Source organism: Streptomyces sp. MH60 (genome assembly GCF_002939385.1).
In the GTDB taxonomy this organism is placed as follows: domain Bacteria; phylum Actinomycetota; class Actinomycetes; order Streptomycetales; family Streptomycetaceae; genus Streptomyces.
Map to the genome: position 1 here is coordinate 1 of NZ_MULI01000093.1, position 25841 is coordinate 25841.

At 74.6% G+C, this 25841-nt stretch carries 23 protein-coding genes, 1 pseudogene and 1 riboswitch; of the genes and pseudogenes, 11 read left to right on the forward strand and 13 right to left on the reverse strand.

Going from position 1 to position 25841, the window contains the following annotated elements:
• The 7 genes and pseudogenes from BZZ08_RS33780 to thiO form a co-directional block, all read right to left on the reverse strand.
• Positions 1-206: pseudogene (locus BZZ08_RS33780) on the reverse strand (hypothetical protein); the annotation flags it as partial.
• Positions 206-1222: an AAA family ATPase gene (locus BZZ08_RS33785; RefSeq protein ID WP_241965634.1), complete on the reverse strand. Its 1017-nt coding sequence runs from the start codon at positions 1220-1222 to the stop codon at positions 206-208. The gene BZZ08_RS33785 and the pseudogene BZZ08_RS33780, both read right to left, overlap by 1 nt.
• On the reverse strand, positions 1219-3147 hold the full coding sequence (locus BZZ08_RS33790) for a VMAP-C domain-containing protein (RefSeq protein ID WP_104636012.1): 1929 nt from the start codon (positions 3145-3147) through the stop codon (positions 1219-1221). Before BZZ08_RS33790 ends, BZZ08_RS33785 begins: the two co-directional genes overlap by 4 nt.
• Positions 3148-3291: 144 nt before the next feature.
• Positions 3292-5265, reverse strand: coding sequence for a Stk1 family PASTA domain-containing Ser/Thr kinase (gene pknB, locus BZZ08_RS33795; RefSeq protein WP_198601851.1), 1974 nt, complete (start codon positions 5263-5265; stop codon positions 3292-3294).
• A gap of 212 nt (positions 5266-5477) precedes the next feature.
• Positions 5478-6272 (reverse strand): thiazole synthase, encoded by a 795-nt coding sequence (locus BZZ08_RS33800; protein WP_104636014.1) that lies wholly within the window; start codon positions 6270-6272, stop codon positions 5478-5480.
• A 2-nt stretch (positions 6273-6274) separates the two neighbouring features.
• Complete coding sequence (gene thiS / locus BZZ08_RS33805) at positions 6275-6475, reverse strand: sulfur carrier protein ThiS (RefSeq protein WP_052841451.1); 201 nt, start codon at positions 6473-6475, stop codon at positions 6275-6277.
• A complete protein-coding gene (thiO, locus tag BZZ08_RS33810) occupies positions 6472-7665 on the reverse strand; it encodes a glycine oxidase ThiO (protein WP_104636015.1) in 1194 nt (397 codons plus the stop codon). Before thiO ends, thiS begins: the two co-directional genes overlap by 4 nt.
• Positions 7663-7774: riboswitch (TPP riboswitch) on the reverse strand. (Overlaps the previous gene by 3 nt.)
• Positions 7775-7826: 52 nt before the next feature.
• Between thiO and BZZ08_RS33815 the strand changes: the two genes are divergently transcribed.
• The 6 genes from BZZ08_RS33815 (at position 7827) to BZZ08_RS33840 (ending at position 12813) form a co-directional block, all read left to right on the forward strand.
• Positions 7827-8177, forward strand: coding sequence for a hypothetical protein (locus tag BZZ08_RS33815; protein ID WP_104636016.1), 351 nt, complete (start codon positions 7827-7829; stop codon positions 8175-8177).
• Positions 8178-8209: 32 nt separating this feature from the next.
• The gene (locus tag BZZ08_RS33820) at positions 8210-9487 is read left to right on the forward strand and encodes an NAD(P)/FAD-dependent oxidoreductase (protein WP_104636017.1); all 1278 of its coding nucleotides are present in this window, start codon (positions 8210-8212) and stop codon (positions 9485-9487) included.
• A gap of 41 nt (positions 9488-9528) precedes the next feature.
• Complete coding sequence (locus BZZ08_RS33825; protein WP_043373911.1) at positions 9529-9894, forward strand: Rv2175c family DNA-binding protein; 366 nt, start codon at positions 9529-9531, stop codon at positions 9892-9894.
• A 123-nt stretch (positions 9895-10017) separates the two neighbouring features.
• Entirely contained in the window at positions 10018-10689 is a 672-nt protein-coding gene (gene thiE / locus BZZ08_RS33830; protein ID WP_104636018.1) for a thiamine phosphate synthase, read from the forward strand.
• 148 nt (positions 10690-10837) lie between these two features.
• The gene (gene metF, locus BZZ08_RS33835; protein ID WP_104636019.1) at positions 10838-11761 is read left to right on the forward strand and encodes a methylenetetrahydrofolate reductase [NAD(P)H]; all 924 of its coding nucleotides are present in this window, start codon (positions 10838-10840) and stop codon (positions 11759-11761) included.
• 56 nt (positions 11762-11817) lie between these two features.
• Positions 11818-12813 (forward strand): SCO2102 family sporulation regulator, encoded by a 996-nt coding sequence (locus tag BZZ08_RS33840; protein WP_104636020.1) that lies wholly within the window; start codon positions 11818-11820, stop codon positions 12811-12813.
• A gap of 68 nt (positions 12814-12881) precedes the next feature.
• On the opposite strand, the gene BZZ08_RS33845 is transcribed toward BZZ08_RS33840, so the two are convergent.
• Complete coding sequence (locus BZZ08_RS33845) at positions 12882-14402, reverse strand: phytoene desaturase family protein (protein ID WP_104636021.1); 1521 nt, start codon at positions 14400-14402, stop codon at positions 12882-12884.
• A gap of 455 nt (positions 14403-14857) precedes the next feature.
• Positions 14858-15487: a TetR/AcrR family transcriptional regulator gene (locus tag BZZ08_RS33850; protein WP_104636022.1), complete on the reverse strand. Its 630-nt coding sequence runs from the start codon at positions 15485-15487 to the stop codon at positions 14858-14860.
• 182 nt (positions 15488-15669) lie between these two features.
• Here BZZ08_RS33850 and BZZ08_RS38885 point away from each other — a divergent pair, with 182 nt between their 5' ends.
• The 3 genes from BZZ08_RS38885 to BZZ08_RS33865 all read left to right on the forward strand — a co-directional run bounded on the left by BZZ08_RS38885 (position 15670) and on the right by BZZ08_RS33865 (position 17918).
• The gene (locus BZZ08_RS38885; protein WP_157953363.1) at positions 15670-16257 is read left to right on the forward strand and encodes an SAV_6107 family HEPN domain-containing protein; all 588 of its coding nucleotides are present in this window, start codon (positions 15670-15672) and stop codon (positions 16255-16257) included.
• A 151-nt stretch (positions 16258-16408) separates the two neighbouring features.
• On the forward strand, positions 16409-17236 hold the full coding sequence (locus BZZ08_RS33860) for a methyltransferase (protein ID WP_198601852.1): 828 nt from the start codon (positions 16409-16411) through the stop codon (positions 17234-17236).
• 277 nt (positions 17237-17513) lie between these two features.
• The gene (locus BZZ08_RS33865; protein WP_007448475.1) at positions 17514-17918 is read left to right on the forward strand and encodes a spore wall synthesis complex protein; all 405 of its coding nucleotides are present in this window, start codon (positions 17514-17516) and stop codon (positions 17916-17918) included.
• A gap of 178 nt (positions 17919-18096) precedes the next feature.
• Here BZZ08_RS33865 and BZZ08_RS33870 read toward each other — a convergent pair whose 3' ends face one another.
• The 4 genes from BZZ08_RS33870 to BZZ08_RS33885 all read right to left on the reverse strand — a co-directional run bounded on the left by BZZ08_RS33870 (position 18097) and on the right by BZZ08_RS33885 (position 23727).
• On the reverse strand, positions 18097-20487 hold the full coding sequence (locus tag BZZ08_RS33870; RefSeq protein WP_104636023.1) for a transglutaminase TgpA family protein: 2391 nt from the start codon (positions 20485-20487) through the stop codon (positions 18097-18099).
• Positions 20484-21848 carry a DUF58 domain-containing protein gene (locus BZZ08_RS33875; RefSeq protein WP_198601853.1) on the reverse strand — a complete coding sequence of 455 codons (1365 nt, stop codon included), beginning with the start codon at positions 21846-21848 and terminating at the stop codon, positions 20484-20486. The genes BZZ08_RS33870 and BZZ08_RS33875 overlap by 4 nt, the downstream gene beginning before the upstream one ends.
• Complete coding sequence (locus BZZ08_RS33880) at positions 21848-22921, reverse strand: AAA family ATPase (protein ID WP_446750286.1); 1074 nt, start codon at positions 22919-22921, stop codon at positions 21848-21850. Before BZZ08_RS33880 ends, BZZ08_RS33875 begins: the two co-directional genes overlap by 1 nt.
• 257 nt (positions 22922-23178) lie before the next feature.
• A complete protein-coding gene (locus BZZ08_RS33885; protein WP_198601854.1) occupies positions 23179-23727 on the reverse strand; it encodes a beta-class carbonic anhydrase in 549 nt (182 codons plus the stop codon).
• A gap of 428 nt (positions 23728-24155) precedes the next feature.
• On the opposite strand from BZZ08_RS33885, the gene rsmH reads away from it, so the two are divergent.
• Both rsmH and BZZ08_RS33895 read left to right on the forward strand, forming a co-directional pair.
• Entirely contained in the window at positions 24156-25112 is a 957-nt protein-coding gene (gene rsmH, locus BZZ08_RS33890) for a 16S rRNA (cytosine(1402)-N(4))-methyltransferase RsmH (RefSeq protein ID WP_104636027.1), read from the forward strand.
• A gap of 79 nt (positions 25113-25191) precedes the next feature.
• Positions 25192-25755 (forward strand): septum formation initiator family protein, encoded by a 564-nt coding sequence (locus BZZ08_RS33895; RefSeq protein ID WP_198601855.1) that lies wholly within the window; start codon positions 25192-25194, stop codon positions 25753-25755.
• Positions 25756-25841: the final 86 nt, after the last annotated feature.

The following is a 25841-nucleotide window of genomic DNA, read 5'->3' on the forward strand; positions in this document are numbered from 1 at the left end:
GGGTCCGCCGTCGGCCGGGCACCCGGCCGGCGGTGCGGTGAGCCCGGCTCCAGCTGGCCCGCGATCCCGGACAGCCGGGGGGTGCCCGCCGCCGGACGGGCGGGCTCCGGGTCCTGGGGCGCGTGGGCCAGCCGCGCCGCGAGCCACAGGACCTCGGCGATCTCCCGGGCGTCCGGAGCGGGGCGCTCCGGCGGTTCGTACGGCATCAGGGTCCCGTCTCCAGGTGCCGCCACAGGGTGCGCAGCAGGTCCTGCCACTGCTCCGGGTCCTCGTCGGCGCCCGCCCGCGCCAGCTGGATGGCGCTCAGCAACTGGTCCACGGCGACGCTGCCGTTGCTCTGCTCCGCGAGGAACGCCTCCACCAGGGGCGCCGCCTCCTCCAGCGCGTCGGCGCCCAGATGCGCGGCGACGATCGCGGCCAGCCGGTCGGGTCCCGGCTGCTCGATGTCGTAGCGCAGGCAGCGCCGGGCGAAGGCGGCGGGGAACTCCCGCTCCTCGTTGGAGGTGATCACCACGAAGGGGAACGCCCAGCACTCCACCTCGCCGTCCGTCACGGGTGCGCTCTGCCCGTCCGCCGTCCGTACCGGGGCGGTGCGCTGCTCCGGCGGCAGCCGCAGCAGCTCCTCGACGGTGAAGCGGCCCTCCTCGAACACGGTGAGCAGGTCGTTGGGCAGATCGATGTCGCTCTTGTCGAGTTCGTCGACGAGCAGGACCCGGGGCCGGCGGCGGGGCAGCAGCGCCGTGCCCAGCGGACCGAGCCGCAGGAAGCGGCCGATGTCGCCGGTGCTGTCCCCGGTCTCCAGGCCGGCGCGGCGCAGGTTGGCCTCGTGCAGCCGGCCGATGGCGTCGTAGGCGTACAGGCCGTCCCGCAGCGTGGTGCGCGAGGTCACCGGCCAGTGCAGGACGGGGCCGAGGCCCAGCTCGTAGGCGACCGCGTGCGCGAGGGTGGACTTGCCGGTGCCCGGGCGCCCGGTCAGCAGCAGCGGGCGGCGCAGCAGCAGGGCCGCGTTGACCGCGTCCACCAGGCCGCGGTCCACCTGGAAGACCCGGCCGCGCCGGGTGTCCGCGGGCTGCGGGGGCACGGGCTCGTCCTGCGGCGGCATGCCCTGTTGCAGCGGGCGCCAGCTCGGCGGGTCGGGCAGCCGTTCGATGCCGTTGTGCGGGACACCGTCACCGCGGTAGATCCACCACGCCGGCGGCTGCGGGGCTGCGGGCTCGGTCACGACGAGGCACCTCCGGGAGCGGGAGCTGGTGGGGTCAGGGGCGTGTGCGGGGGCAGCCGGTCGAACGGGTCCCACAGGAAGCCCAGGCGCAGACCGCTCCCGACCCGCGGCCGGGCCGCACCCGGCCGGGACGACCACTCCCCGCGGCGGGCCCGCAGCACCTCCCCGGGCAGCGTGCGCGCCCCGGCGGTCCGCAACCGGTCCGGCAGGTCGGCGGCGACGGACGGGCCGTCCTGCTCGTCGTGCGCCCACACCAGGGCGGGGACCCCCGCGTCCAGGGCCGCGTCGAACTCGGCGTCGGGGGCGCGCCTGCGGGACACCCGCGGCGGGAACCCGAGGACCAGGGCCAGCGGTCCGTCGTCCGCGTACAGGGCGGAGAACAGGGCCTCGTAGGACGAACCGTCCTGGTTCCGGGCGGGGACCACCGCGACCACGCCCTCTCCGGAGAGTGCGGACAATGCCTTCATCCTGTCCCACTTCCGGGACCAGTTATGCCCCCAGTCGACCCATTCCGACGCGTTCTGGCGCTCGAGGCTGCGCACGGCGACCGGGTGCACCACCCCCAGACGCACCTCCGCGCCGCTCGGGGTCGCGATCGGCAGGCCGTCGACCGGCCGGGCCAGCAGCTCGCGGGGCAGGACGAACTCCACGAACAGGTCGGGGGAGTCGATGGCCTTCTCCCGGCGCATCCGGGTGATCTCGTCCACCACGAGCCGCTCCAGCCGCCCCAGCCGCATGGCCTCGGTGTACTGCCGCACGGCCTCCCGCGGGGCGCCCTCGTGCTGCCGGAAGACGTCGAGCAGGTAGTGCCGGCTCGGTGACGCGGGGGTGACGCGGAAGGTGGCGTACGTCCAGCGGGTGCCCGCCCCGCCGGGGCGCACCCGGCGTTCGAGCAGCGGACCGGGGTCGACCGCCGGGGTGCAGTGTCCCGCCCGCCCGCGCACCCAACGGGCCAGTTCCTGTCCGCGGGGCCCGGGGACCCGCCGGGACAGCGCGGCGACGAAGGTCAGCAGCGGCGGCACCGGCCGGCCAGCCTGGGCGATGTGCCGCAGGTCGTGCACGATGCCGAGGATGTCCTCGGGGGAGCCCTGCCAGGGGCGGCGCACCGGCCCGAGCGCGTCGTCGCGCAGCGCCACCAGGCCGGGCATCGCGAGCCGGCCGTCGAGCAGCAGCCGGTAGAGGTCGTCCATGGCCTCGTCGTCGAACGGGCCGTCGTCCGGGTCCGGCGGGCCCGGCGCGGGCGGCGGCGGGGGACGGTCGCCGGACAGCGCCAGCGCCGCCCGTAACGGGGGCCAGTCGCGGGCCAGCCGCTCCAGCGGGATCATCCAGGTCACGCCCGCCTCGGGCGACTTGTCGCGGAGCACGGCGAGCCCGGCGACGCGGGACGTCACGGCGTCCCGGACGCCGCAGCCGCTGTAGCCGCGGGCCACCCGGCGGCCGGTGTCCGGTGCGTCGTTCAGCTGGATCAGCGCCGACTCCGGGCCGCCCCGCCCGGCCATCAGGCAGTCCGCCCACACCCCGTGCGGCTGGCCCTGCGGATAGCCGTAGACCTGCATGGGCCGCTTGGCGGCGTAGCCGCCGGTGGACAGATGGGCGTGCGAGGTGGGGAACCGGCCGCCCGCCTGCCCCAGGTCGCCGTGCAGGGTGAGCACCGAGACGTCCTCGTGGTGGCTCCCGCCCGTGTAGCGGTGCCCGCCGCCCGGGGAGCCGGTCAGCTTCAGCCCGCTGCTGAGGGTCACCGTGACGGTGGCGTGCGGGTCGTCCTCCAGGCGGCCGCCCATGGCCGACGTCACGACGTGGGCGCAGGTCAGCACATAGCGCGGCGGGACGATGACGCCGCCGCCGACCGGGTTCCCGGCCGGGCCGAGGATGCTCACCTGCCAGTCGTCGGTGACGGCCGTCCGTACGACCGGTTCCGCCGCCAAGACGCCCTCCCCCCGTCCGCCACCGCAGGCCCCGACCGTCTGCGGAGCCGCCATAGTAGCGGTCCCCGCCGGGGGAAGCAGAGGGGACAACAACCCTTTGCGTACGGCCGGTTGACCAGGTGTTCGGCCTGTTCGGCCGCCGGGTCAGCGGATCGTGATGGTGACCGTCGAGCCCTCGGGAGCCGTGTCCCCGCCGTCCACGGACTGCTTCTTGACGGTGTCGCCGAACAGGCCGAGCAGACCGCGGTCCTCGTCCACCTCGAAGCCCGCGTCCCCGAGCTTCCGCTTGGCGTCGTCCACGCTGTCCCCGACCACGTCCGGGACCTCGATCATCCGGGGGCCCTTGGACACCGTGAGCGTCACCGTGTCCCCCTCGGCGGCCCGGCCGCCCGGCTCCGGCGTCTGCCGGGCCACCTGGCCGCTGTCGTACTCCGAGTTCACCCGCTCCTCGGCGACCTCCACCTTCAGACCGGCCCCCTCCAGCTCGGCCCGCGCCTCGTCCAGGTCGTCGCCGGTGACGTCCGGGACGTCGATCGGGCTGCCCTTGCTGACGACCAGGGCGACCGCGGAGCCCGCGCGCACCGTGGTGCCCGGCCGGGGCTTGGTGGAGATCACGAAGCCCTTGGCCGCCTCGTCGCTGAACGCCCGGGTCACCATGCCCGGCTCCAGCCCCTCGTCCTCCAGCAGCGTCCGGGCCTTGTCCAGCTTGTAGCCCGCCACGTCCGGCAGCTTCACGGTGTCGGGCCCGTCGGAGACGGTGAGCGACACGGAGTCGTTCTTCCGGATGCGGTCGCCCACCCCCGGGTCGGTGCTGATGACCTTGCCCCGCTCCACGGTGTCGCTGTAGGCGTGCCGCACCTTGCCGACGTCGAGACCGGCGTCGTCCAGCCGGTCCCGGGCCTGCGCCTCGGTCTTGGACAGCAGCGGCGGCACCTTGGTGAACTGGCCGGAGTTGATGTACCAGACGCCCGTGCCGACCCCGAGCACCAGCAGGACGGCCACGACGATCGTCAGCGGGCCGCGGCGCAGCCGGAGCCGCCGGGACGGGGCGGCGGGGGGCGGGGGAGCCGTGAGCCGGCTGGTGCGGTTGACCCCGCCCGCGCCGAACCCGCCGTCCGCGGCGAAGCGGGCCTCCGTGCCGTCGTCCTCGTCGTCCTCGTTGACGGGCAGCGGCCGGGGCATCGTCAGCGCGCGCGGGATCACGCTCGTGCGGTCCTCGGCGTTGTCGTGCTCCGCGGCGAGCGCCTGCGGCGGCACGGCGTCCAGCTGGGCCGTGCTCAGCGCCTCACGCGCCTCGCGGGCCCGCGCGAGCAGCGCCACGGCGTCGTGCGGCCGGATCTCCGGGTTGCGCGCGGTGGCCGCGGCGACCAGCTCGTCCAGCTCGTACGCCAGCTCCGGCACGGCCGCCGACGGCGGCGGCACGTCCTCGTGGAGGTGCTTGTAGAGCACCGCCGCGGCGGAGTCCCCGTCGTGCGGCTTGGCGCCGGTCAGCATCTCGTACAGCACGACACCGCACGCGTAGACGTCGACCCGGGGGTCGGCGGTGCCCTGCTCGATCTGCTCGGGCGCCAGATAGGAGACGGTGCCGAGGACGGCACCGGTGGTGCTGGTGACGGTGTCCACGGCGCGGACCAGGCCGAAGTCGGCGACCTTGACCCGGCCGTCGTCGCCTATCAGCACGTTCTCCGGCTTCATGTCCCGGTGCACGAACCCCGCCCGGTGCGCGGCACCGAGCGCCGCGAGGACCGGCTCCAGGATGTCCAGCGCGGCCCGCGGCCTGAGCGCCCCGCGCTCGCGCAGCACGTCCCGCAGGGTGCAGCCCGCGATGTACTCCATCGCCAGGTAGACGTACGCCCCCTCGGCACCCTGGTCGAAGACCTGGACGACATTGGGGTGGTCGAGCCGGGCCACCGACTTGGCCTCGCGGATGAACCGCTCGACGAAGGTGGCGTCGGTCGCGAGCGTCGGGTGCATCACCTTCAGCGCGAGCACGCGGTCCAGGCGGGTGTCCACGGCCCGGTAGACCGTGGCCATCCCGCCGACCGCGATCCGCGCCTCGACGCGGTACCGGCCGTCGAGCACCTGCCCGACGAGAGGGTCCTGAAGGGTCGTGTCCACGCAGGTGAGTCTACGAGCCGACACCGACACCCCGCGTCGCCGACCAGAATCGGGTCGGGTCTGCAGCGGACCTGTGACGTACGCGACCGCGGGCAGTCGTGCCGCCGGGGCGGCTCGGGTGGGCGACGGGGGTACCCTCCCAGGCCGTTCGGGCACTGGGGGAGGCGCCCCGCAACGCCGGGCCGCGCCCTCGTGTCCGATCGCACCGGCGCCTAGAAGGCGGGCCGCTCCGGATCCAGCACCGCCAAGCCCTCCGCAGGAGACGACGCCTCGGCGAAATGCCGCCGCGGAATCCGCCCGGCCCGCCGGGCCGACCGCCCCGCCTCCACCCCCGCCCGCATCGCGGCAGCCATCAGCACCGGCTCCTGCGCCCGCGTCACCGCCGAGGCGAGCATCACACCCGCACACCCCAGCTCCATCGCCAGCGCCACGTCCGAGGCCGTACCGGCCCCCGCGTCCAGGATCACCGGCACGCGCGCGTGCTCCACGATCAGCTGGAAGTTGTGCGGGTTGCGGATCCCGAGCCCGGACCCGATCGGCGAGCCCAGCGGCATGATCGCCGCACAGCCGACGTCCTCCAGCTTCCGCGCGAGCACCGGGTCGTCGTTGGTGTACGGCAACACGGTGAACCCGTCGTCGACCAGCGTCTCCGCCGCGTCCAGCAGCTCGACCGGGTCCGGCAGCAGCGTGCGCTCGTCGGCGATGACCTCCAGCTTGACCAGGTCCGTGCCGAGCGCCTCGCGCGCCAGCCGCGCGGTGAGCACCGCCTCCCCGGCGGTGAAGCAGCCGGCCGTGTTCGGCAGCACCCGGATGCCGAGCCGCTCCAGCACGGACAGCACCGAGCCGTGCACCGAGGCGTCCACCCGCCGCATCGCGACGGTCGTCAGCTCCGTACCGGAGGCCACCAGCGCGCGCTCCAGCACATCCAGGCTGGGCGCCCCGCCCGTACCCATGATCAGGCGGGACGCGTACGTCGTGCCGCCGAGGACAAAGGGATCGTCGGCCATGGTCAGCCTCCTTGGACGGCGGTGAGGACCTCGACGCGGTCGCCCTCGGACAGCGCGGTGGCGGACCACCGCGCGCGCGGGACGACGGTCTCGTTCAGGGCGGCGGCCACCCCGGACGGCGCCCGGGTGAGCGTGCCCACCAGCGCGTCCAGGGCGGTGCCGGGAGCCACCTCGCGCGGCTCGCCGTTGACGGAGATGTTCATGCGGGCTGCTCCGAGAGTGCGGGGGCGGCGCTGAAGCGCCGGGGGCTGAAGGGCCGGGCCTCCTCCGGCAGCTCCCCGCCGGTCAGGGCGTCCGCCATGACGTCGCCGGTGACGGGGGTGAGCAGGACGCCGTTGCGGTGGTGACCGGTGGCCAGCAGCAGGCCGTCCAGCGCGGTCGGGCCGAGCAGCGGCGCGTTGTCCGGGGAGCCGGGGCGCAGACCCGCGCGGGTCTCCGTCAGGGGCAGCTCCGTGATGCCGGGAACCAGCTCGTGCGCGTCGCGCAGCAGCTCGTAGACGCCGCCCGCGGTGACCGTCGTGTCCCAGCCCAGCTCCTCGCTGGTGGCGCCGACGACCAGCTCACCGCTCTCCCGGGGCACCAGGTAGACGTGGTTGCCGCGCACCACGGCACGCACGGTCCGGTTCAGCAGCGGCCCCGGCGTCCGCGGCATGGTCAGCCGCAGCACCTGCCCCTTCACGGGCCGCACCGGCGGCAGCACGGCCTCCGGCACGCCCGAGAGCCGCCCGCTCAGGCTGCCCCCGGCCAGCACCACCCGCCCGGCCTCCAGCGCGGTGCCGTCGGCGGTGACGACGCCCGCGGCCCGGTCCCCGGGGCCGACGGTGAGCCGCTCGGCCCACGCCCGGTGGAAGACCACGCCCGCGTGTCCGCAGGCGGCCACCAGCGCGCGGGCGAGGCGGCGGGGGTCGATCTGGTGGTCGCCGTCCACCCGCAGGCCCCCGCGCACGCCCGGCGCGAGCATCGGCTCCAGACGTCGGCACTCGCGCCCCGACAGCCACTCGGACTCCAGTCCGGAGCGCTGCTGGAGCGCGTGCAGTTCGCGCAGGTGGGCGCGGTCGTCGGCGTCCAGCGCGACGGCGAGCGTGCCGCAGCGGCGGTAACCGAGGTCGTGGCCGGTCAGCTCGGTCAGCTCGGCCGCGAACTCCGGGTAACGGCGGGCCGAGGCGAGGTTCAGCGCGAGCAGCGTCTCCTCGCCGTAGTGCAGCTCCGTGACGGCGGCCAGCATCCCGGCCGCCACCTGGGCCGCCCCGCCGCCCGGCTCGGGGTCCACGAGGGCCGTGACCAGCCCGCGCTGCGCGGCCCGCCAGGCGGTGACGAGCCCGATGATCCCGCCGCCGACGACGAGGACGTCGGGTGTACGAGACGTACGAGGCGTGTGCGGTGGAGACGACATGGGCGTCCAGCCCCTCCCTTCGCCGGCATGACCCGGATCAGGTTCGTACGGTCGGAGGCCGCCAGCCTCCCTCTCAGCCCGGTGCGTCCGGGCTCCCGCGAGTGCCTTACGTTGGCCACCCTAGCCCGCAGCGCATCGCACGTGTAAGGGAGCCTCCACCCGTGGCGCGATCACTCGACGGCCTCGTCCTCGCCCCCGTCGCCGACCAGGCGCCCGGCCAGGTGGGTACCCGGACCCGGTTCACCTACCACGAGCGGGACGGCGCCGTGTGGGCCGAGTACGCGGGAGGCGACGTCGTCCGCGGGCACCTGGTGGGCACCAGGGAGGGCGACCGCCTCGACTTCCGGTACGTGCAGCTCAGGACCGACGGCAGTACGTCGTCGGGGCACTGCGTGTCCACCGTCGTCGAACTGCCCGACGGGCGCGTTCGGCTGGACGAGACCTGGGAGTGGGAGTCGCAGCCGGGCAGCGGGACCAGCGTCGTGGAGCAGCTCACCGCGCGCGGGCACTGACCGGCGAAACGCCGGGTGTCTATGGTGATCAGGTGAGCGAGCAGACGCGGGAACGGGGACAGGGAGCGGCGGCGGACGCGGAGCGGCGTGCGGTCGTCGTGGGCGCCGGGATGGCGGGTGTGCAGACCGCGGTCGCCCTGCGCGAACAGGGCTTCACCGGCCCGGTGACCCTGATCGGCGCGGAGCCGCACCAACCGTACGACCGCCCCCCGCTGTCCAAGGCCGTCCTGCTCGGCACCGCGGAGGGCTCCGCCTTCGACGTCGACTTCGAGGCGCTCGGCATCACCCTGCGGCTGGGCTGCGAGGCCCTGGGCGTCCGCCCCGGCGAGCACGTCCTGGACACCTCCGAGGGGCCCGTGCCCTACGACGTCCTCGTCCTGGCGACCGGCGCCGAACCGGTCCGCCTCCCGGGCGCCGAGGGCGTGCCCGGCGTGCATCTGCTGCGCACCCTGGACGACGCCGAGCGGCTGCGGCCGGTGCTCGCCCGGCAGCACGACATCGTGGTGGTCGGCGCGGGCTGGATCGGCGCCGAGTTCGCCACCGCCGCGCGCGAGGCGGGCTGCGCGGTGACTGTGGTGGAGGCCGCCGACCGGCCGCTGGCCGACGCGCTGCCCGCCGAGGTCGCCGCGCCGATGACCGCCTGGTACGCCGACGCCGGCGCCGAACTGCGCACCCGCGCGCGCGTGGAGCGCGTCGAGCCCGGCGGCCCCGGTGAGTCCGGTCGGGTCGTCCTCGACGACGGCACCCGGCTGGCCGCAGGCGCGGTGGTCGTCGGCATCGGCGCCCGCCCCGCCACCGGCTGGCTGGCCGGCTCCGGCATCGCCCTCGGCGCGCACGGCGAGGTCCTGGCCGACGACCTCCTGCGCACCTCCGCGCCGGACGTCCACGCGGTCGGCGACTGCGCCTCCTTCCCCTCCGCCCGCTACGGCGAGCGGCTCCTGGTGCACCACTGGGACAACGCCCTCCAGGGCCCGCGCACGGTCGCCGCCGACATCGTCGGCACCCCGGCCGGCCGGACCCCGGCGGCGTACGACCCGGTGCCGTACTTCTGGTCCGAGCAGTTCGGCCGCTTCGTCCAGTACGCCGGCCACCACACGGACGCCGACACCACCCTGTGGCGCGGTGACCCCGCGAGTGAGGCGTGGACGGTCTGCTGGCTGCGCGAGGGCCGCCTGGTCGCCCTGCTGGCGGTGGGCCGCCCCCGCGACCTGGCGCAGGGCAAGCGCCTGATCCAGGCGGGTACGCCGATGGACCCGGACCTGCTGGCCGACCCGGCGAAGCCGCTCAAGGCGGCGACGGCCACGGCGTAGTCGGGTTTCCGACTGTCAGTGCCAGGTGGCAGGCTGGAGGCGTGACCGAGATTGACGCAAAGATTGATGCTCTCGTACCCGCCTGGCTCACCGTTCCCGACATCGCCGAGATGCTCGGTGTCGAGGTGACCCGGGTGCGCCAGCTGATCAAGGAAGGCCAGCTCATCGCCGTACGCCGCGGTGAGAACCGCGCACTGCACATCCCCGCGGCCTTCATCGACGAGGACAAGGTCGTCAAGGGCCTGGTCGGGACCCTGACGCTGCTGCGGGACGACGGCTTCACGGCCGAGGAGATGCTGGAGTGGCTCTTCACGCCCGACCCGAGCCTGCCCGGCACCCCCGCCCAGGCCCTGAGTGAGAATCGCGGTACGGAGGTGAAGCGCCGCGCCCAGGCGCTCGCCGTCTGACCGGCCCCCTCGCCGATCCGCCACACCGCCCGGCGTGCGGGCCGCCGCGCACGCCGGGCGCCCGTACGCCACCATCGCTCGGCCCGTCACGGGCCCGCGCCACCTCACCCGGGGGACACCCGCATGCCCGACACCGCCACCACCGCCCGCGCCCGGCTCGCCGACGCCCGGCTCTACCTGTGCACCGACGCCCGCCGGAGCGAGGGCGACCTGCCCGAGTTCCTGGACGCCGTGCTCGCCGGCGGCGTCGACATCGTGCAGCTGCGGGACAAGGGAATGGAGGCGGCCGAGGAACTGGAGCACCTGGAGGTCTTCGCCGACGCCTGCGCCCGCCACGGCAAGCTCCTCGCCGTCAACGACCGCGCGGACGTCGCCCACGCCGCCCGGGCCGACGTGCTGCATCTCGGCCAGGGCGACCTGCCGGTGCCCGCCGCCCGGGCGATCCTCGGCGACGACGTCCTCGTCGGCCGCTCCACGCACGCCGAGTCCGAGGCCGCCGCGGCCGCCGCCCAGGAGGGCGTGGACTACTTCTGCACCGGTCCCTGCTGGCCGACCCCCACCAAGCCCGGCCGCCACGCACCCGGCCTCGACCTGGTCCGCCGCACGGCGGCGCTGGGCACCGACCGCCCCTGGTTCGCGATCGGCGGCATCGACCTCGGCAACCTCGACGAGGTGCTGGACGCGGGGGCCCGGCGCGTGGTCGTCGTCCGCGCGATCACCGCCGCCGACGACCCGGGCGCGGCGGCGGCCGAGTTCGCGAAGCGGCTGCGGCAGGCGGCCCCGGCACCGGCGTAGCCGCACGCCGTCGCGGCGCGTCGTCTCCGGCAGGTCTGCGACGGGTCTCCGACGGGCAGGTGTCCAAAGGGTGGACAACAACTCGACAATGTGGACAAATATCCCGCATCCGGTTGGGTGACCGCCGCACCCTGGCTAACCTGCCCATATGGCCCTCGGAACCGCAAGCACGAGGACTGATCGCGCCCGCACGGTGCGTGACATCCTCGCCACCGGCAAGACGACGTACTCGTTCGAGTTCTCGGCGCCGAAGACGCCCAAGGGCGAGAAGAACCTGTGGAGCGCGCTGAGGCGGGTCGAGGCCGTGGCCCCGGACTTCGTCTCCGTGACCTACGGTGCCGGCGGCTCCACGCGCGCGGGCACGGTCCGCGAGACCCAGCAGATCGTCGCCGACACCACGCTGACCCCGGTGGCCCACCTCACCGCCGTCGACCACTCCGTCGCCGAGCTGCGCAACATCATCGGCCAGTACGCCGACGCCGGGATCCGCAACATGCTGGCCGTGCGCGGCGACCCGCCCGGCGACCCGGGCGCCGACTGGATCGCACACCCCGAGGGACTGACCTACGCCGCCGAACTGGTCAGGCTCATCAAGGAGTCGGGCGACTTCTGCGTCGGCGTCGCGGCCTTCCCCGAGATGCACCCGCGCTCCGCCGACTGGGACACGGACGTGACGCACTTCGTCGACAAGTGCCGGGCCGGTGCCGACTACGCCATCACCCAGATGTTCTTCCAGCCCGAGTCCTACCTCCGGCTGCGCGACCGGGTCGCCGCGGCCGGCTGCGCGACCCCGGTCATCCCCGAGGTCATGCCGGTGACCAGTGTGAAGATGCTGGAGAGGTTGCCGAAGCTCAGCAACGCCTCGTTCCCGCCGGAGCTGAAAGAGCGGATCCTCACAGCCAAGGACGATCCGGCGGCTGTACGCTCGATCGGCATCGAGTTCGCCACGGAGTTCTGCGCGCGGCTGCTGGCCGAAGGGGTGCCCGGACTGCACTTCATCACGCTCAACAACTCCACGGCGACCCTGGAAATCTACGAGAACCTGGGCCTGCACCACCCACCGCGGGCCTAGACCGGCCGCACGTATTTGCGACACACTGCGTAACGGTCACTGGGAGAGGGGCGTACATGGGCTGGACGGTCCTCTACATCGCGTTCGGCGTCGTCGCGCTGTGGCTGCTCGGCGAGGTGCTGCTGCAGTACAAGGCGCGGCTGCGCTGGCGGCTGCTCGCCTTCGGCGGCTTCGTCGGCGTCGTCGCCGGCGTGCTGATGTCGAACGTGCTCGTCATCGGTCTCGGCGCCGCCGCCTTCGCGGTCGGCCAGACCTACGTCACGCTGTCGTTCCGCCGCGGCTTCGAGGCCGGCTGGGCGGTCAACGCCCCGGCGAGCCTCGTCGGCAAGCGCGGGCGCCCCGAACGGGGCCGCCGGGAACCGGCGTTGGAGGTCTCCGGGCTCGGACCCGCCGAGGGCGACCGGGACCGCCAGGACGGCTACGACGAGCGCGCCCAGGCCCACACCCCGGGCCAGGACGTCCCGCCCTACGGGCACGACGACTACGACCGCGACGACGTCTTCACCCCGGCCCGGCCCACCGCCGACCCCTCGGCCGCGGAGACCACCGCCGTCTACGAACCGCAGCCCATGCCGGACGACACCGCTTCGTACGGCGTGTACACCGACGCCGGTTACGGCACCGGCCAGCAGCAGGCGGCCACCGCGCCGGGCGCCGACCAGGCCTACGCCTACGACTACTCCGGCTACGGCCAGCAGCAGGACTACGGCTACGACACCGGCGCCCAGCAGCAGTACGCCGCCTACTCCGACCCGTACATCGGCACCCCCACCTACGACGGCGGGGCGTACGACACCGGCGGTTACGACACGACCGGTGCGCAGAACTACGGCCAGCAGGGCTACGGGCAGGACCAGTACGCCACCGGCGCGCCCGGCGGTTACGGCGGTGAGACCCCGGCCGGCGGGGTGTGGGTGCCGCAGCAGCGCAGCACCGACGACCCCTACGGCGGCGAACTCCCGCCCGAGCAGCCGCCGTACCCCTACCAGGGCAACGGCCAGCCGCAGGGCCAGGGTCAAGGCCAGGGCTACGACGAGCAGTACCGCTACTGAGGAACCCTTCCTGAGGTCCCTGTCCGCCGACGGGGTCTCCGGCGCCCGGTGACCGGCCCGCCGGCCGCTCACTGGGAGCCGCGGAACCCCGGTCCCTCCACCACGAGTCCGGCCACCAGCGCGCCCGACATCCCCGCGTGCGGCAGACCGCCGCCGGGGTGCGACCAGCCGCCGACCGTGAACAGACCCTCGGTGCGCGTGCCGTTCGACGGGTGCAGCAGTCGTCCGCCGGCGCCCGCCAGCGCCGGCACCGGAATCGCGCCGTCCGCCACGCCGGTGTCCGCCGCGACCTCGGCCGGGGTGCGCACCTCGTGCCACAGGAGGCGGTCGCGCAGGTCCGGTACCGCCCGCGCGGCGACGTCGATCAACTGCTCGGCCCGGCGGGCGGACACCTCGGTCGTGGCCCGGTCGGACGCGCCGTCCAGGGCGGGCACCGTCACGCTGAGTGTCACCGCCTCGTGGTCCGCGTCCGGGACCAGCGCCGGGTCCTCGGGCCGCAGGACGGTGACGGTCGGCCGCGCGGCCATCCCGGGAGCGGCGCCGAACAGGCGGTCCAACTCGGCCTCACGGTCCGCCGCGTGCACCACCGTCCGGTGCGCCGTGCCCTCGGGCCGGCCGCCCCGCAGTGCCAGCAGCACCGTCAGCCGGCTCGACCCGCCGCGCCGCGCCGGCACCTCGTCCGCGCCGCGCACCGGCGCTCCACCGCACAGGCGCTCCAGTACCTCCGGCGCCACCCCGGAGACCACGAACTCGGCCTCCTCCAGGGCCCCTTCGGCCAGCTCCACGCCCGCCACCCGGCCGTCCTTCTCGACGATCCCGGTGACCTCGGCCCCGAAGCGGAACTCGACCCGGCGGGCCAGACACCGCTCGTACACCGCCCGCGCCAGCTCCCGCAGACCGCCGCCGCGCACGTACCAGACGCCGAACGCGTACTCCATGTACGGCAGGACGGCGGTGTTCGCCGGGGCGGTGCGCGGGTCCAGGCCGTGGGCGAGCGCGTGGCCCTCCAGCAGGGCGGCGAGCCGGGCGTCGCGCAGCTCCCAGGCGCCGACCTCGGCGAGTGTTTCCGCCCGGCGGGTGCGCAGCAGCCGCTTGTGCGGGACCGCCGGATAGGGCTCGCGCTCGGCCAGCACCCGCCAGTTCGGCCACAGCGGCTCCTCCAGCAGGGGGCGGCGCGTCCGGTCCCAGGTCTCCCGGGCCCGCACCAGGAAATCGCCCCAGCGCTGCCCGGCGCCCGCACCGAGCGCCGCGTCCAGGGCGGCGACGACACCCGCGCGCGAGGCGTTCGGCAGCGAGACGGCCGTGCCGTCGGCGAACACGTGCCGGGACGACGGGTCGACCTGGACCAGCTCGACGCACGACTCCAGCGGCTCCTTGCCGGTCTTCACGAACAGATCGCGCCAGACCGCGGGCAGCGGGAGCAGACCGGGGCCGGTGTCGAAGGAGAACCCGTCCCGCTCGAACCGGCCCAGGGCTCCGCCGTACGTCCGCGTCCGCTCGTACACCACCACCCGGTGGCCCGCGACGGCCAGCCGGGCGGCCGCCGCCATGGCGCCCATCCCGGCGCCGATCACCGCAATCCGTGCCATGCCAGGGACTTTAGCCGCCGCCACCGACACCGCCGTGCGAGGGCTGAGCACCACAACGGACGTCCAGGTGACCGGTCGGCGGCGCCGCGCCGTGGGGCGGGGTGCCCAGGGCTGAGTAGCTGTACCTAGTCCGGCAGATGAGTACGCGCGCGGATGGGCTCCGACCTGCGGGAAAGAGAGAGTGGAGACACGGAGAGGGGCACGGCTCCGGCACCGGCGGCACGGGGCGCCGGAACGGAGCCGGGCCCGCGATCCGCTCCTTCCGCCGACCGTGGTCGGTGGGAGCGAGACCGGGGGAGCCCGGAGGGACGACCGGCGACGGGAGTTCCGACGGGGGGACGTACGGGGGAGCAGGAGAAGGCGCCGGTCCGACGGCGGCCCGCGGGGGACGCGGCCACCACGGACCGGCGTTCTTCGTGCGCGGCCCGCGCGGGCCCGCCCCGCCCCCTCCGCGCTCAGCCCCGGCCGCTCACGCGCCCCTGGAGCAGCCGCGACAGCGCGGCGTGCACGTCGTCCAGGGAGCGCTCCGGCTGGAACGCCTTCCAGTCCAGCGCGGCCACCAGAACCATGCCGACCAGCGCGGCGGCGGTCAGCGGCACGTCGATCTCCTCGCTGAACTCACCGCTCGCCACACCCGCGCGCAGCACCCCCTCCACCACCGCCACGGCCTCCTGCCGGACCACCAGCAGCGTGGACTGCCAGGCCCGGTTGGTGCGCCACAGCTCGGCGACGTACAGCTGGGTGAAGGCCGGATAGCGGTCGATGAAGACGAGCCCCGCGCGGATCATCGCGTCCAGGGCGTCGACCCGGCCGCGGCCCTCCCGGGCGGTCTGTTCCGCGGCCTGGCGCAGCGAGGCGGTCAGCAGGCCGACACCGTGCCGCAGCAGCTCCTCGAAGAGGACGGACTTGCTGGCGAAGTTGTAGTAGACCGTGCCCTTCGCGACGCCGGCCCGCTCGGCGATCTCGTCCACGGTGGTGGCGGAGAAGCCCTGCTCGGCGATGAGGGTGACCGCCGCCTCGTAGAGCTTCTGCCGGGTGGCCTCGCGACGGCTGCCGCTCTGCGAGGCGGTGCTGCTGCTTTCCATGGTCCCGATTCTCACAGCACCCCGCACCAGGGCGTCACCGCAGGCCCCCGGGACCCGGACCGAACTGTCGATCGAATCAAAAGTCCAGGTCAGAACGGATTGTCAGTGCCATACCTCACGATGGGCACATACGGCACCTCCTGCCAGGGGCGTGCCGTCACGGAGACGACAGGAGGATCGTCATGGCCCACTCGTCCGCAGCCGCCGCCCGGCGGCGCCGCGCAGCCGGCCCTGCACCCTCACTGACCGGACCGGCGAGCGACGTGCACCCCGTGCTCCGCCGGACGACCGCCCCGCCCGCCGCCCTCGACCTGCTCGCCCAGGCCCGGGCCGGACTGGAGGAGGCCACCGCCCTGGAAACGCCGAACGAGCGGTACGCGACGGCCCACCTCGCCGCCCTGCGCACCGCCGCCGCCGTGCTGGCCGCGCGCGGCCGCCCGGAGACCAGCCCGCGGGCCAGGGCCCGCATCCGCAGCGCCTGGGAGGTGCTGCCCGAGATCGCGCCCGAGCTGTCCGACTGGAGCGCGCTGTTCGCCTCCGGCGCACGGCGCCGGGCCCGCGCCGAGGCGGGCATCCAGGGCGCCGCGGGCACCCGGGACGCCGACGACCTGATACGCGACGTGGCGATGTTCCTGCGCCTGGTGGAGCGGATGCTGGTCCTCCAGCCGGTCCTGCCCCAGCCCCGGCCCGACGCGGACCCACCGGGCCCCGAGCGGTCCGGCCGCTCCGACGCCGGTCACCCCGGCCGCGACCTGCCGGACGCCGGATGAGCGGGTGACGGACGGGTGCCCGGCGGGCGCGGCGTAGGCAATAGGGTGGGAGTCGCCTGAAGCCTCCCCCTCCCCGCACCGGGCCCGGGGGCGGCAGCCCGTTCCGCTCCGCCCGTGTCCGAGGCGGTGCCGCGCCGAGGAGTCAACTGCCGTGTCGGACCCGATGCGCCCGCCCGCCTCCCAGCCCCGACCGCACACGGCGGCTCCGCGCCCCGAGCCCTCCCGGTCCCGGGCCGCCCTGCGCACCGCCGTGGTCTGGGACGTCCTCCAGGACGCTCTGGACCGCCGGGTCAAGGCCACCGGCCGCCAGACACTGGACGTCCTCGACACCGGCGGCGGCAGCGGCAACTTCGCGGTGCCCGTGGCCGGCCTCGGCCACCGCGTCACCGTCGTGGACCCGAGCCCCAACGCCCTGTTCGCCCTGGAGCGCCGGGCCGCCGAGGCCGGTGTCGCCGACCGCGTGCGGGGCGTCCAGGGCGACGCCCGCGGCCTCTTCGACGTGGTCGAGCGCGGCGGCTACGACGCGGTGCTGTGCCACGGCGTCCTGGAGTACGTGGACGACCCCGCCGAGGGCGTCCGCAACGTGGTGGCGGCCCTGCGCGCCGACGGCGTCCTCAGCCGGCTCGCCGCGGGCCTCGGCGGCGCCGTGCTCGCGCGTGCCCTCGCCGGTCACTTCACCGAGGCCCGGCAGGCCCTGGACGACCCGGACGGCCGCTGGGGCACGGGTGACCCCGTGCCGCGCCGGTTCACCGCCGAGCAGCTCACCGGGCTGGTCGAGGCCGCCGGACTCCGGGTCGGCGCCGTGCACGGTGTACGCGTCTTCGCCGACCTCGTCCCCGGCGGGCTGGTGGACACCGAGCCCGGCGCCATGGACGCCCTGCTGAAGCTGGAGGCCGCGGCGGCCGAACTCGCCGCGTTCCACTCCGTGGCCACGCAGCTCCATGTGCTCGGTGAGACGCCGGGGACCGACGGGGTCTGAGCCGACCGGTGGGGTGACGCGCTGATCAGGGGCGCGACTGCAGATGGAGTACGCCACAGGCCCCCCGAACGGGGGGCAGTCGCCGTATGATCGAGGGAGACCGCCCGGCATGACGGGTCGGCCGCTGGGGAATGGGAACTTCAGCGAGCCGGTACGGCCATGACGGAGTCCGGTTGGTCAATTGGCGCAGAGGGGCGGGTTTCACGGGGGCGATTCCCTGCCTATCCTGAAGGGACCCCCCGGGTCGCCCCGGCGACTGCACGATGAGGAGGACTCCGTGCCGCTCTCGGAGCACGAGCAGCGCATGCTCGAGCAGATGGAGCGAGCGCTGTACGCCGAAGATCCCAAGTTCGCGACAGCGCTCGAGGGAAGCGGGCTGCGTACGTACACCCGGCGACGGGTCTACCAGGCGGTCGCGGGCTTCCTCGTAGGTATTGCGCTCCTCATGGCCGGTATGGTCGCCCAGCAGGTGTGGCTCAGCGTGGTGGGCTTCCTCGTCATGCTGGGGTGCGCGGTGCTCGCCGTGACCGGCTGGCGCAAGGCCCCCAAACCGGGCGAGCAGCAGGCGGCCGGCGCCGGTCCGCAGGCAGCACGCCGCCAAGGACGCCAGAAACGCTCGATGATGGATCGCATCGACGAGCGCTGGCAGCGCCGCAGGGATGAGCAGCAGGGCGGCCAGTAACGCCGCCGAGCAGCTCACCAGGACATCCGCGCGAGGGGGTGACCACCCGGACGGTGGTCACCCCCTCACGCACGCCCAGGAGCACCTGAGGACGCCGGGGGCCGCCCTCTCCTCCCCGCGGCGGGACCGCCGCCTCGCCCTGCCGTTCGACGGGCTCAGCCCCACCGGCCCGGCGGGCTCAGCCCTGTTGGTCCGAGGTCTTTCGCCACGCCGGTCGGGCCGTCGCGGCGCGTCGTTTCAGGGCAGTCCACCGGGACGACACCGCCCAGGTCACCCGAATGGCCGAACGCGGGGCGAACCGTGCGCGCAGCCGGGTGCCGCGGCCGGCCGCGGCCCGCAGACCCGCGGCCGCCAGCCGGGCGTCCTCGGTCAGCCCCGCCGTCAGGCGCGGGTGGGGCGCGTAGAGGACCTGCTCCACGGCGTCCGCCACCCGGTGCACCGCCTGCGCGGCCGTCGGCTCCAGCCGGCCCAGCCGGACGACGCGGCCCGCCGTCTTGCGCGGGGTCTGCGACTCCTGGGGCGGAATGCCGAGGTCCCACGCCGTGTCGGTCAGCTCCCGCCACACCGCGAGGGTGTGCGGGCCCGCGTCCGCCGCACCGCGGCCGTGCGACCCGAGCCGTACCGCCCGGGCGCGCAGCCGCCACAGCATCGGGGCGAGCGGGACCAGCAGCACCGCGAGCCCGGCCAGGGCCCAGGCCAGCAGCGCGTACCACTTCGGTCCGTCGCCGCCGGTGACGGGCAGGGCCGCCGCGGTCTCGGTGGAGCAGGCGTCCAGCTTCTTGTCCTGCGGGGAACAGGTGTCGTTCGACGAGGGCGCGGCCGACGGCTCCGTCTCCGTGTTCTGCGACGGCACGACCGGCTCCGGCACCGAGCTGCCCGGCCGGTCCGTGATGGTGTACGACGGGGTCGAGCCACGCGTCGGCGTCGGCTCGAAGCGGGTCCAGCCCACGCCCTCGAAGTACACCTCGGGCCACGCGTGCGCGTCCCGCAGCCCCACGGACACCGAGCCGTCCGCCTGCGGGGAGCCCGGCGCGAAGCCGACCGCGACCCTGGCCGGAATGCCCAGGGAGCGGGCCATCGCCGCCATGGCGAAGGAGAAGTGGACGCAGAAGCCCTCCTTCTCCTTCAGGAACCGGGCGATCGCCTCCGAGCCGCTGCCGACCTTGACCTGGGTGTCGTACTCGAAACCGCCGTTGACCGCGAAGTACTCCTGGAGCCTGACCGCCTGCTGGTAGGGGTTCGCGGCGCCGGCGGTGACCTCGCGGGCGGTCCGGGAGACCACCGCGGGCAGCGAGTCCGGCAGCCGCGTGTACTCGCGCAGGAGCGCCGACGGCGGCGGGGGAGCCGCGGCGAGCTGCTCCGCCGTCGGCTGCACATTCAGGCTGCGTACCTCGTACTTCAGCCCGCGGGTGTTCTGGCCGTGATCGCCGACCAGGGTCATGCCGACGGGCTCGTAGCGCCAGTTGCCCGCGACGCGCACGCCGCTGGGCGGGTAGGGCATGGGCAGCCAGTCCTGGGCGTACCAGTCCGCGGCCGACACCAGGGTCCGCGACTCCGTGCGCTTGATGTCGGAACCGAGTCCGGCCGGGGTGGGGAACGTGCCGTCCGGCACGGCGGTGATGTGCCGCTTGGACGGCTTCCAGGTGGTGCCGTCGAAGTCGTCCAGGGACACGATGCGCAGGTACAGGTTGGACAGGTCCTCGGAATCCGTCTGGACGGAGAGGACCTGGCGGTCCTCGTCGACGTTGAGGCTGTCCCGCAGGGAGACCAGCGGGTTCACCGCGGAGATCGTGCCGCCGCCCCCGGTGCCGGAGCCCACGCCGCCGCCGGCGCTGTCCAGCAGCCCGCCGTCCATCGCGGGCAGGGCGAGCGGCACCACCAGGGCGATGCCCAGCGCGAAGGCGCCGATGCGCCGTCCGGTGCGGACCGGGGCCAGGGCACGCCCCTGCTCCGGGCCCGGGGCACGCGCCGCGCCGCCGAAGACCCGGCCCCACTGCGAGAGCCGGTCACGTCCCTCGGCCAGGAGCAGCGTCAGATAGCCGACCGCCGCGACCAGGAACCACAGCCAGTCGGCGCCGCCCTCGGACAGCCCCGCGGCCACCGAGTAGAGGGCGAGCAGCGGCAGGCCGGCCGGGGCGGCGCTGCGGAAGGTCACCGCGAGGGTGTCCACCAGCAGCCCGATCACCAGGACGCCGCCGACCAGCATCAGCCGGATGCCGTCGGACTCCAGCGGCGCCGGGATCGCGTACCGGGCGATGTCGTCGCCGCCCTGCTGGAGCAGGTCGGCGAAGCGCTGGAAGGCCTGCGGACCGGGGATCAGCCCGGCGAGCGCCTGCTGCCGGGCGAAGACCACGGTCAGCAGCAGCAGCGTGACCACGGCCTGCGCCGCGATGGTCAGCGGCCGGGCCAGCGGTACCCGCCGCGCCACCGCGCCCACGCCCGACTGCACCGCCAGCAGGACCGCCGCCTGGAGGATCCACGTGGCCGGCTCGACCAACGGCAACAACGCACAGGCCGCCATCAAGGTGGCCGCCCAGGCACACACCGCCAACCGCGCCCGCCCGCTCATGGCGTCCCCTTTCCGCCGGTCGGCGTGGTGAGGGTGGTGCGTTCGTGGTCGGCCAGGCGCCACAGCTCCTCCACGGTGGCGCCCCGTGGGACGGTCACGGCGGTCCAGCCCGACTCGCGGAGCATCCGCAGCCGCTCCGCGGCTCCGTCCAACGGGCCGGGCACCTCGCCCGGTTCCCGTGCCCACGTCTCGCTGTCCAGGACGAAGGCGACGGCGCCGCCGCTGCGCTGCCGCATCTTGGCCACCACCGTGGCCTGCTCCTCGTCCAGGTCGCCGAAGAACGCCACCAGCAGCCCCTCGTTCCCGCTGCGCAGCACGTCGTACGCCCGCGACAGGCTCGTGCCGTCGGAGTGGTCGATCACGGCGAGGGTGTCCATCATCAGCCCGGCCGCGTCGGCCGTGCCCTGGCTCGCGCCCGCGAAGCCGTCCGCGCCCTCGCCCGGCACCGAGTTGCCGGTGTCGGTGAGCAGCCGGACGGAGAAGCCCCGCTCCAGCATGTGCACCAGCACCGACGCCGCGCCCGACACCGCCCACTCGAAGGCCGAGTCGGGGCCCGCGCCCTCGAAGGCCACGACCCGGGTGTCGAGCAGCACCGTGCAGCGGGCCCGCTGCGGCTGCTCCTCGCGGCGCACCATCAGCTCGCCGTAGCGCGCGGTGGAGCGCCAGTGCACGCGGCGCAGGTCGTCGCCGTAGCGGTACCCGCGCGGGATCACGTCGTCGTCGCCGGCCAGGGCGAGCGAGCGCTGCCTGCCCTCGCCGTACCCCTTCGCCTCGCCGCTCAGCCGCACCGGCGGCAGCGCCTGAACGCGCGGGATCACGGTCAGCGTGTCGTACGTCGAGAAGGAACGGGTCAGCTCGCACAGGCCGAACGGGTCGGTCAGGCGCAGTTGCAGCGGGCCCAGCGGGTAACGGCCGCGCAGGTCGGAGCGGACCCGGTAGGACACCTCGCGGCGACCGCCGGGCTCCACCCGGTCGAGTACGAAGCGGGGGCGCGGACCGAGCACGTAGGGCACCCGGTCCTGGAGCATCAGCAGACCGGTGGGCAGCCGGGAGACGTTGTCGACGCGCAGATGGACCCGGGCCTCGCTGCCCGCGGGCACCCGCCCGGGGGAGAGCCGGCGGCTGCCGGCGACCCGGTACCGCGTGCGGTGGAGCACGGCCGCGCAGACCAGCGGCAGGGCGCCCAGGAGCAGCCCGACCCGCAGCAGATCGCTCTGCCCCAGGACGTACGCGCAGACCGCCGCCGCGATACCGGCGGCCAGGAAGGAGCGCCCGCGGGTGGTCAGACCGGCCAGGGCGGTCCGGACACCGCCGCCCTCACCCCGGTCGGCCTCGGACCCGTCCGTCCCCCCGGCGTCCATCACAGCCTCCGCGGCGGCTGCTGACCGTACGCCGGCGTGCCGCGGCCCACGCCGAAGCCCGGCTGCTGCTGGGGCGCCGCGGGCACCGGGGTGCGCTGCAGGATCTCCTCCACCACCTGCTCGGCGGTGCGGCGGTTGAGCTGGGCCTGCGCGGTCGGCAGCAGCCGGTGGGCCAGGACGGCGACCGCGAGGGCCTGCACGTCGTCCGGCAGCGCGTACTCCCGGCCGCTCAGGGCGGCGGACGCCTTCGCCGCGCGCAGCAGATGCAGCGTGGCACGCGGCGAGGCGCCGAGTCTGAGGTCCGGGTGGGAGCGGGTGGCGGCGACCAGGTCCACCGCGTACCGCCGGACCGGGTCCGCCACGTGGACGCCGCGGACCGCCTCGATCAGCTTCAGGATCTCGTGCGCGTGCGCCACCGGCTGCAGGTCGTCCAGCGGATTGACCCCGCCGTGCACGTCGAGCATCTGCAGCTCGGCCTCCGGGCTCGGATAGCCGATGGAGACCCGGGCCATGAAACGGTCCCGCTGGGCCTCCGGGAGCGGGTAGGTGCCCTCCATCTCGACCGGGTTCTGCGTCGCCACCACCATGAAGGGGGCGGGCAGCTCGTAGGTCTGGCCGTCGATGGTGACCTGGCGCTCCTCCATCGACTCCAGCAGCGCCGACTGCGTCTTCGGCGACGCGCGGTTGATCTCGTCGCCGATCACCACCTGCGCGAAGATCGCACCCGGTTTGAACTCGAAGTCCCGGCGCTGCTGGTCCCAGATGGACACCCCGGTGATGTCCGAGGGCAGCAGGTCCGGCGTGAACTGGATCCGCCGCACCGAACAGTCGATGGACCGCGCCAGCGCCTTGGCCAGCATGGTCTTGCCGACCCCCGGCACATCCTCGATCAGCAGGTGCCCCTCGGCCAGCAGCACGGTCAGCGAGAGCCGTACCACCTCGGGCTTGCCCTCGATCACGCCCTCCACCGAGCCGCGTACCCGCTCGACCACCGCGGTCAGATCATCCCCCACGCCCGCATACGCTCCCGAGGGGGCACCCCCATGGCTCGCCCGATCGTCATAGGTCGTCACCCGGCCCTCCTCGGCCTTTCCCCGCACTCCCTGGGAAGTGGAGGTTCCCCAACTTGCCGGGCCGGCCCCGCACCGCGGAAGGCCCACCCCGAATCACGGACGCCGCGCGGAAAAAGTTCCGCGCGACACCACATCCCGCATTCTTGCCGCCGTTACCGATTCGTGTCACTCGCCTGTGGACAACTGGCCGCGATATGTCGGCCCTTACGGCCTTTGCGGCGCTTGCACGGCGGAAATCGCCGGGGCGGGCCACCGGATCAGGCGGGGTCGACCTCGCGCAGCAGGCCGGTCCGCACGTCGAAGACGAAACCGCGCACGTCCTCGGTGTGCAGCAGGAACGGCGAGGTGCGCACCCGCTCGATCGAATGCCGCACGTCCTGGTCGGCGTCCCGGAAGGCCTCCACCGCCCACGCCGGACGCTGGCCGACCTCCAGCTCCAGATCGTGCCGGAAGTCCTCGGTGATGGTCTCCATGCCGCAGCCCGTGTGGTGGATGAGGGCCACGCTGCGGGTGCCGAGCGCCCGCTGGCTGATGGTCAGGGAACGGATCACGTCGTCGGTGACCACACCGCCCGCGTTGCGGATGGTGTGGCAGTCGCCGAGCTTCAGGCCGAGCGCCGCGTGCAGGTCCAGGCGCGCGTCCATGCAGGCGACGACCGCCACGCGCTGCACGGGGCGGGCGTCCATCCCGGGGTCGGTGAACGCGGCGGCATAGCGCTCGTTCGCCTCGACGAGCCGGTCGGTGACGGTGTGGTCGGCCACTATGGCGGATTCGGGGCCTGCGGGTACCGATGCAGAAGTCGTCATATCCATGACGTTACTGGCCGTCCCCGCGCGTGGCCCGCTGTGAAGCGGGACAAAGAACGTCATCGTGGCTTGTTGTGAGCCAACCCACAGGGTGGTGCGGATGCGGCCGTCCGAGTGAAAAGCCGCCCGATGCCGGTTTGCGGACGCCGGGGTCCGCGACGCGCAGGCCGGTTGATTGACCGGGCGACACGGTGGACTAAAGTGACGCGAAGCGGGAGGCGAGTTCCTCCCTGCTGGACTGAATTCCCCGGAGACCTGGGCGACGTCCCGCCAGATCTCCCCACGTGCGCGGCGCGTACGTACGGCTCGGCCTCCTCCCGCTCCCGGCCGGCCGACGCTCTTGGCGCCGGCAGGCCTCCCCTTCAGATGCGAGCGGGAGGGGACCCGGCAGTGCGTGACGCCGTGCCGGACCTGAGAGGCCGCCCCACTTGAGCCAGAGTCGACACGTCCCGGTGATGCTCCAGCGGTGTCTGGACCTGCTGGCGCCCGCCCTCCAGGAGCCGGGAGCCGTGGTCGTCGACTGCACGCTGGGGCTCGGCGGGCACAGCGAGGCACTCCTCCAACGCTTCCCCGAGGCCCGGCTCGTCGCGCTCGACCGCGACAAGGAGGCCCTGCGCCTGTCCGGCGAGCGGCTCGCCCCGTACGGCGAGCGCGCCACCCTCGTGCACGCCGTCTACGACGAGCTGCCCGACGTGCTCGACCGGCTCGGCGTCCCCCGCGTCCAGGGCGTGCTGTTCGACCTCGGCGTCTCCTCCATGCAGCTCGACGAGGCCGGCCGCGGCTTCGCCTACGCCCAGGACGCCCCGCTCGACATGCGGATGGACCAGACGACCGGCATGAGCGCCGCCGAGGTCCTCAACACCTACCCGCCCGGCGAACTCGTCCGCATCCTGCGGGCGTACGGCGAGGAGAAGCAGGCCAAACGGATCGTGTCCGCGGTCGTGCGCGAGCGCGAGAAGGAGCCGTTCACCAACAGCGCCCGCCTCGTGGAGCTGATCCGCGCGGCACTGCCGCAGGCCGCCAAGCGCACCGGCGGCAACCCGGCCAAGCGCACCTTCCAGGCCCTGCGGATCGAGGTCAACGGCGAGCTGTCGGTCCTGGAGCGGGCGATCCCGGCCGCCGTCGAGTCCATCGCGGTGGGCGGACGGATCGCCGTGCTGTCGTACCACTCGCTGGAGGACCGGCTGGTCAAGCAGGTGTTCGCGGCCGGCGCCGCCAACACCGCGCCGCCCGGGCTGCCGGTCGTCCCCGAGCAGTACGCGCCACGGCTCAAGCTGCTCACCCGCGGAGCCGAACTCCCCACCGAGGAGGAGATCGCCGAGAACCGGCGGGCGGCACCGGCACGGCTGCGCGGCGCCGAGCGCATCAGGGAGTCCCTCGGGTGAAGGCAGCGCGGCGGGTGGCACCAGCGAGGCAGGCCGGGCAAGGGTGGGGACGGCCCACCCGGGGCGGAGGGGAGGGCGCGTGAGTGGGAAACCCGAACTGAAGGGCCGGGCGGCCCGGCTCGCCCGGCTCCTCCCGACCGGCGGCACCCGCGGCCAGGCGGCCCGGGCGCCCTTCGTCCTGCTGGTCGTCCTCCTCCTCGGCGGCGGCCTCATCGGGCTCCTCGTACTGAACTCCGCCCTGAGCGAGGGCTCCTTCCAGCTGGACGACCTCAAGCAGCGCACCAAGGAGCTCAGCGACGAGGAACAGGCGCTCCAGCGGGACATCGACGCCTACTCCGCCCCCCAGGCCCTCCAGCGCCGCGCCCGCGAACTGGGGATGGTGCCCGGCGGCGACCCCGCCTTCCTCGACCCCGACGGCACCGTCAAGGGCTCGCCCAGCCCCGCGCCCGCCGCGGCCACCCCGCTCGTGCTCGCCCCCGAGGCGCTGGCCTCCACGTCCGTCGGCGCGGCCACGGGCACGCCGTCCCCCTACACCGCTCCCTCGGCACCGGCCCCCACGCCCACCACCGCGGCCACACCCAGCACAGCCGCCACCCCCACCGCAGCGGCGACGCCCACCCCGACCCCGACCCCCGGCAGGTGACGGAAGTGTCCGACAGGGAACCGCCGCGCCGCCGGGTGCCCGGACCCGCGAGGCCCGTCCGCCCCGGCGGCGCGCGCCGCCCGGGA

Coding starts and splice junctions, on each gene's coding strand:
- BZZ08_RS33800 (WP_104636014.1), bottom strand. CDS start 6,272: ATGGCCGACGATCCCTTTGTCCTCGGCGGCACGACGTACGCGTCCCGC.
- thiS (WP_052841451.1), bottom strand. CDS start 6,475: ATGAACATCTCCGTCAACGGCGAGCCGCGCGAGGTGGCTCCCGGCACC.
- thiO (WP_104636015.1), bottom strand. CDS start 7,665: ATGTCGTCTCCACCGCACACGCCTCGTACGTCTCGTACACCCGACGTC.
- thiE (WP_104636018.1), top strand. CDS start 10,018: ATGCCCGACACCGCCACCACCGCCCGCGCCCGGCTCGCCGACGCCCGG.
- metF (WP_104636019.1), top strand. CDS start 10,838: ATGGCCCTCGGAACCGCAAGCACGAGGACTGATCGCGCCCGCACGGTG.
- BZZ08_RS33840 (WP_104636020.1), top strand. CDS start 11,818: ATGGGCTGGACGGTCCTCTACATCGCGTTCGGCGTCGTCGCGCTGTGG.
- BZZ08_RS33845 (WP_104636021.1), bottom strand. CDS start 14,402: ATGGCACGGATTGCGGTGATCGGCGCCGGGATGGGCGCCATGGCGGCG.
- BZZ08_RS33850 (WP_104636022.1), bottom strand. CDS start 15,487: ATGGAAAGCAGCAGCACCGCCTCGCAGAGCGGCAGCCGTCGCGAGGCC.
- BZZ08_RS38885 (WP_157953363.1), top strand. CDS start 15,670: ATGGCCCACTCGTCCGCAGCCGCCGCCCGGCGGCGCCGCGCAGCCGGC.
- BZZ08_RS33870 (WP_104636023.1), bottom strand. CDS start 20,487: ATGAGCGGGCGGGCGCGGTTGGCGGTGTGTGCCTGGGCGGCCACCTTG.
- BZZ08_RS33875 (WP_198601853.1), bottom strand. CDS start 21,848: ATGGACGCCGGGGGGACGGACGGGTCCGAGGCCGACCGGGGTGAGGGC.
- BZZ08_RS33885 (WP_198601854.1), bottom strand. CDS start 23,727: ATGACGACTTCTGCATCGGTACCCGCAGGCCCCGAATCCGCCATAGTG.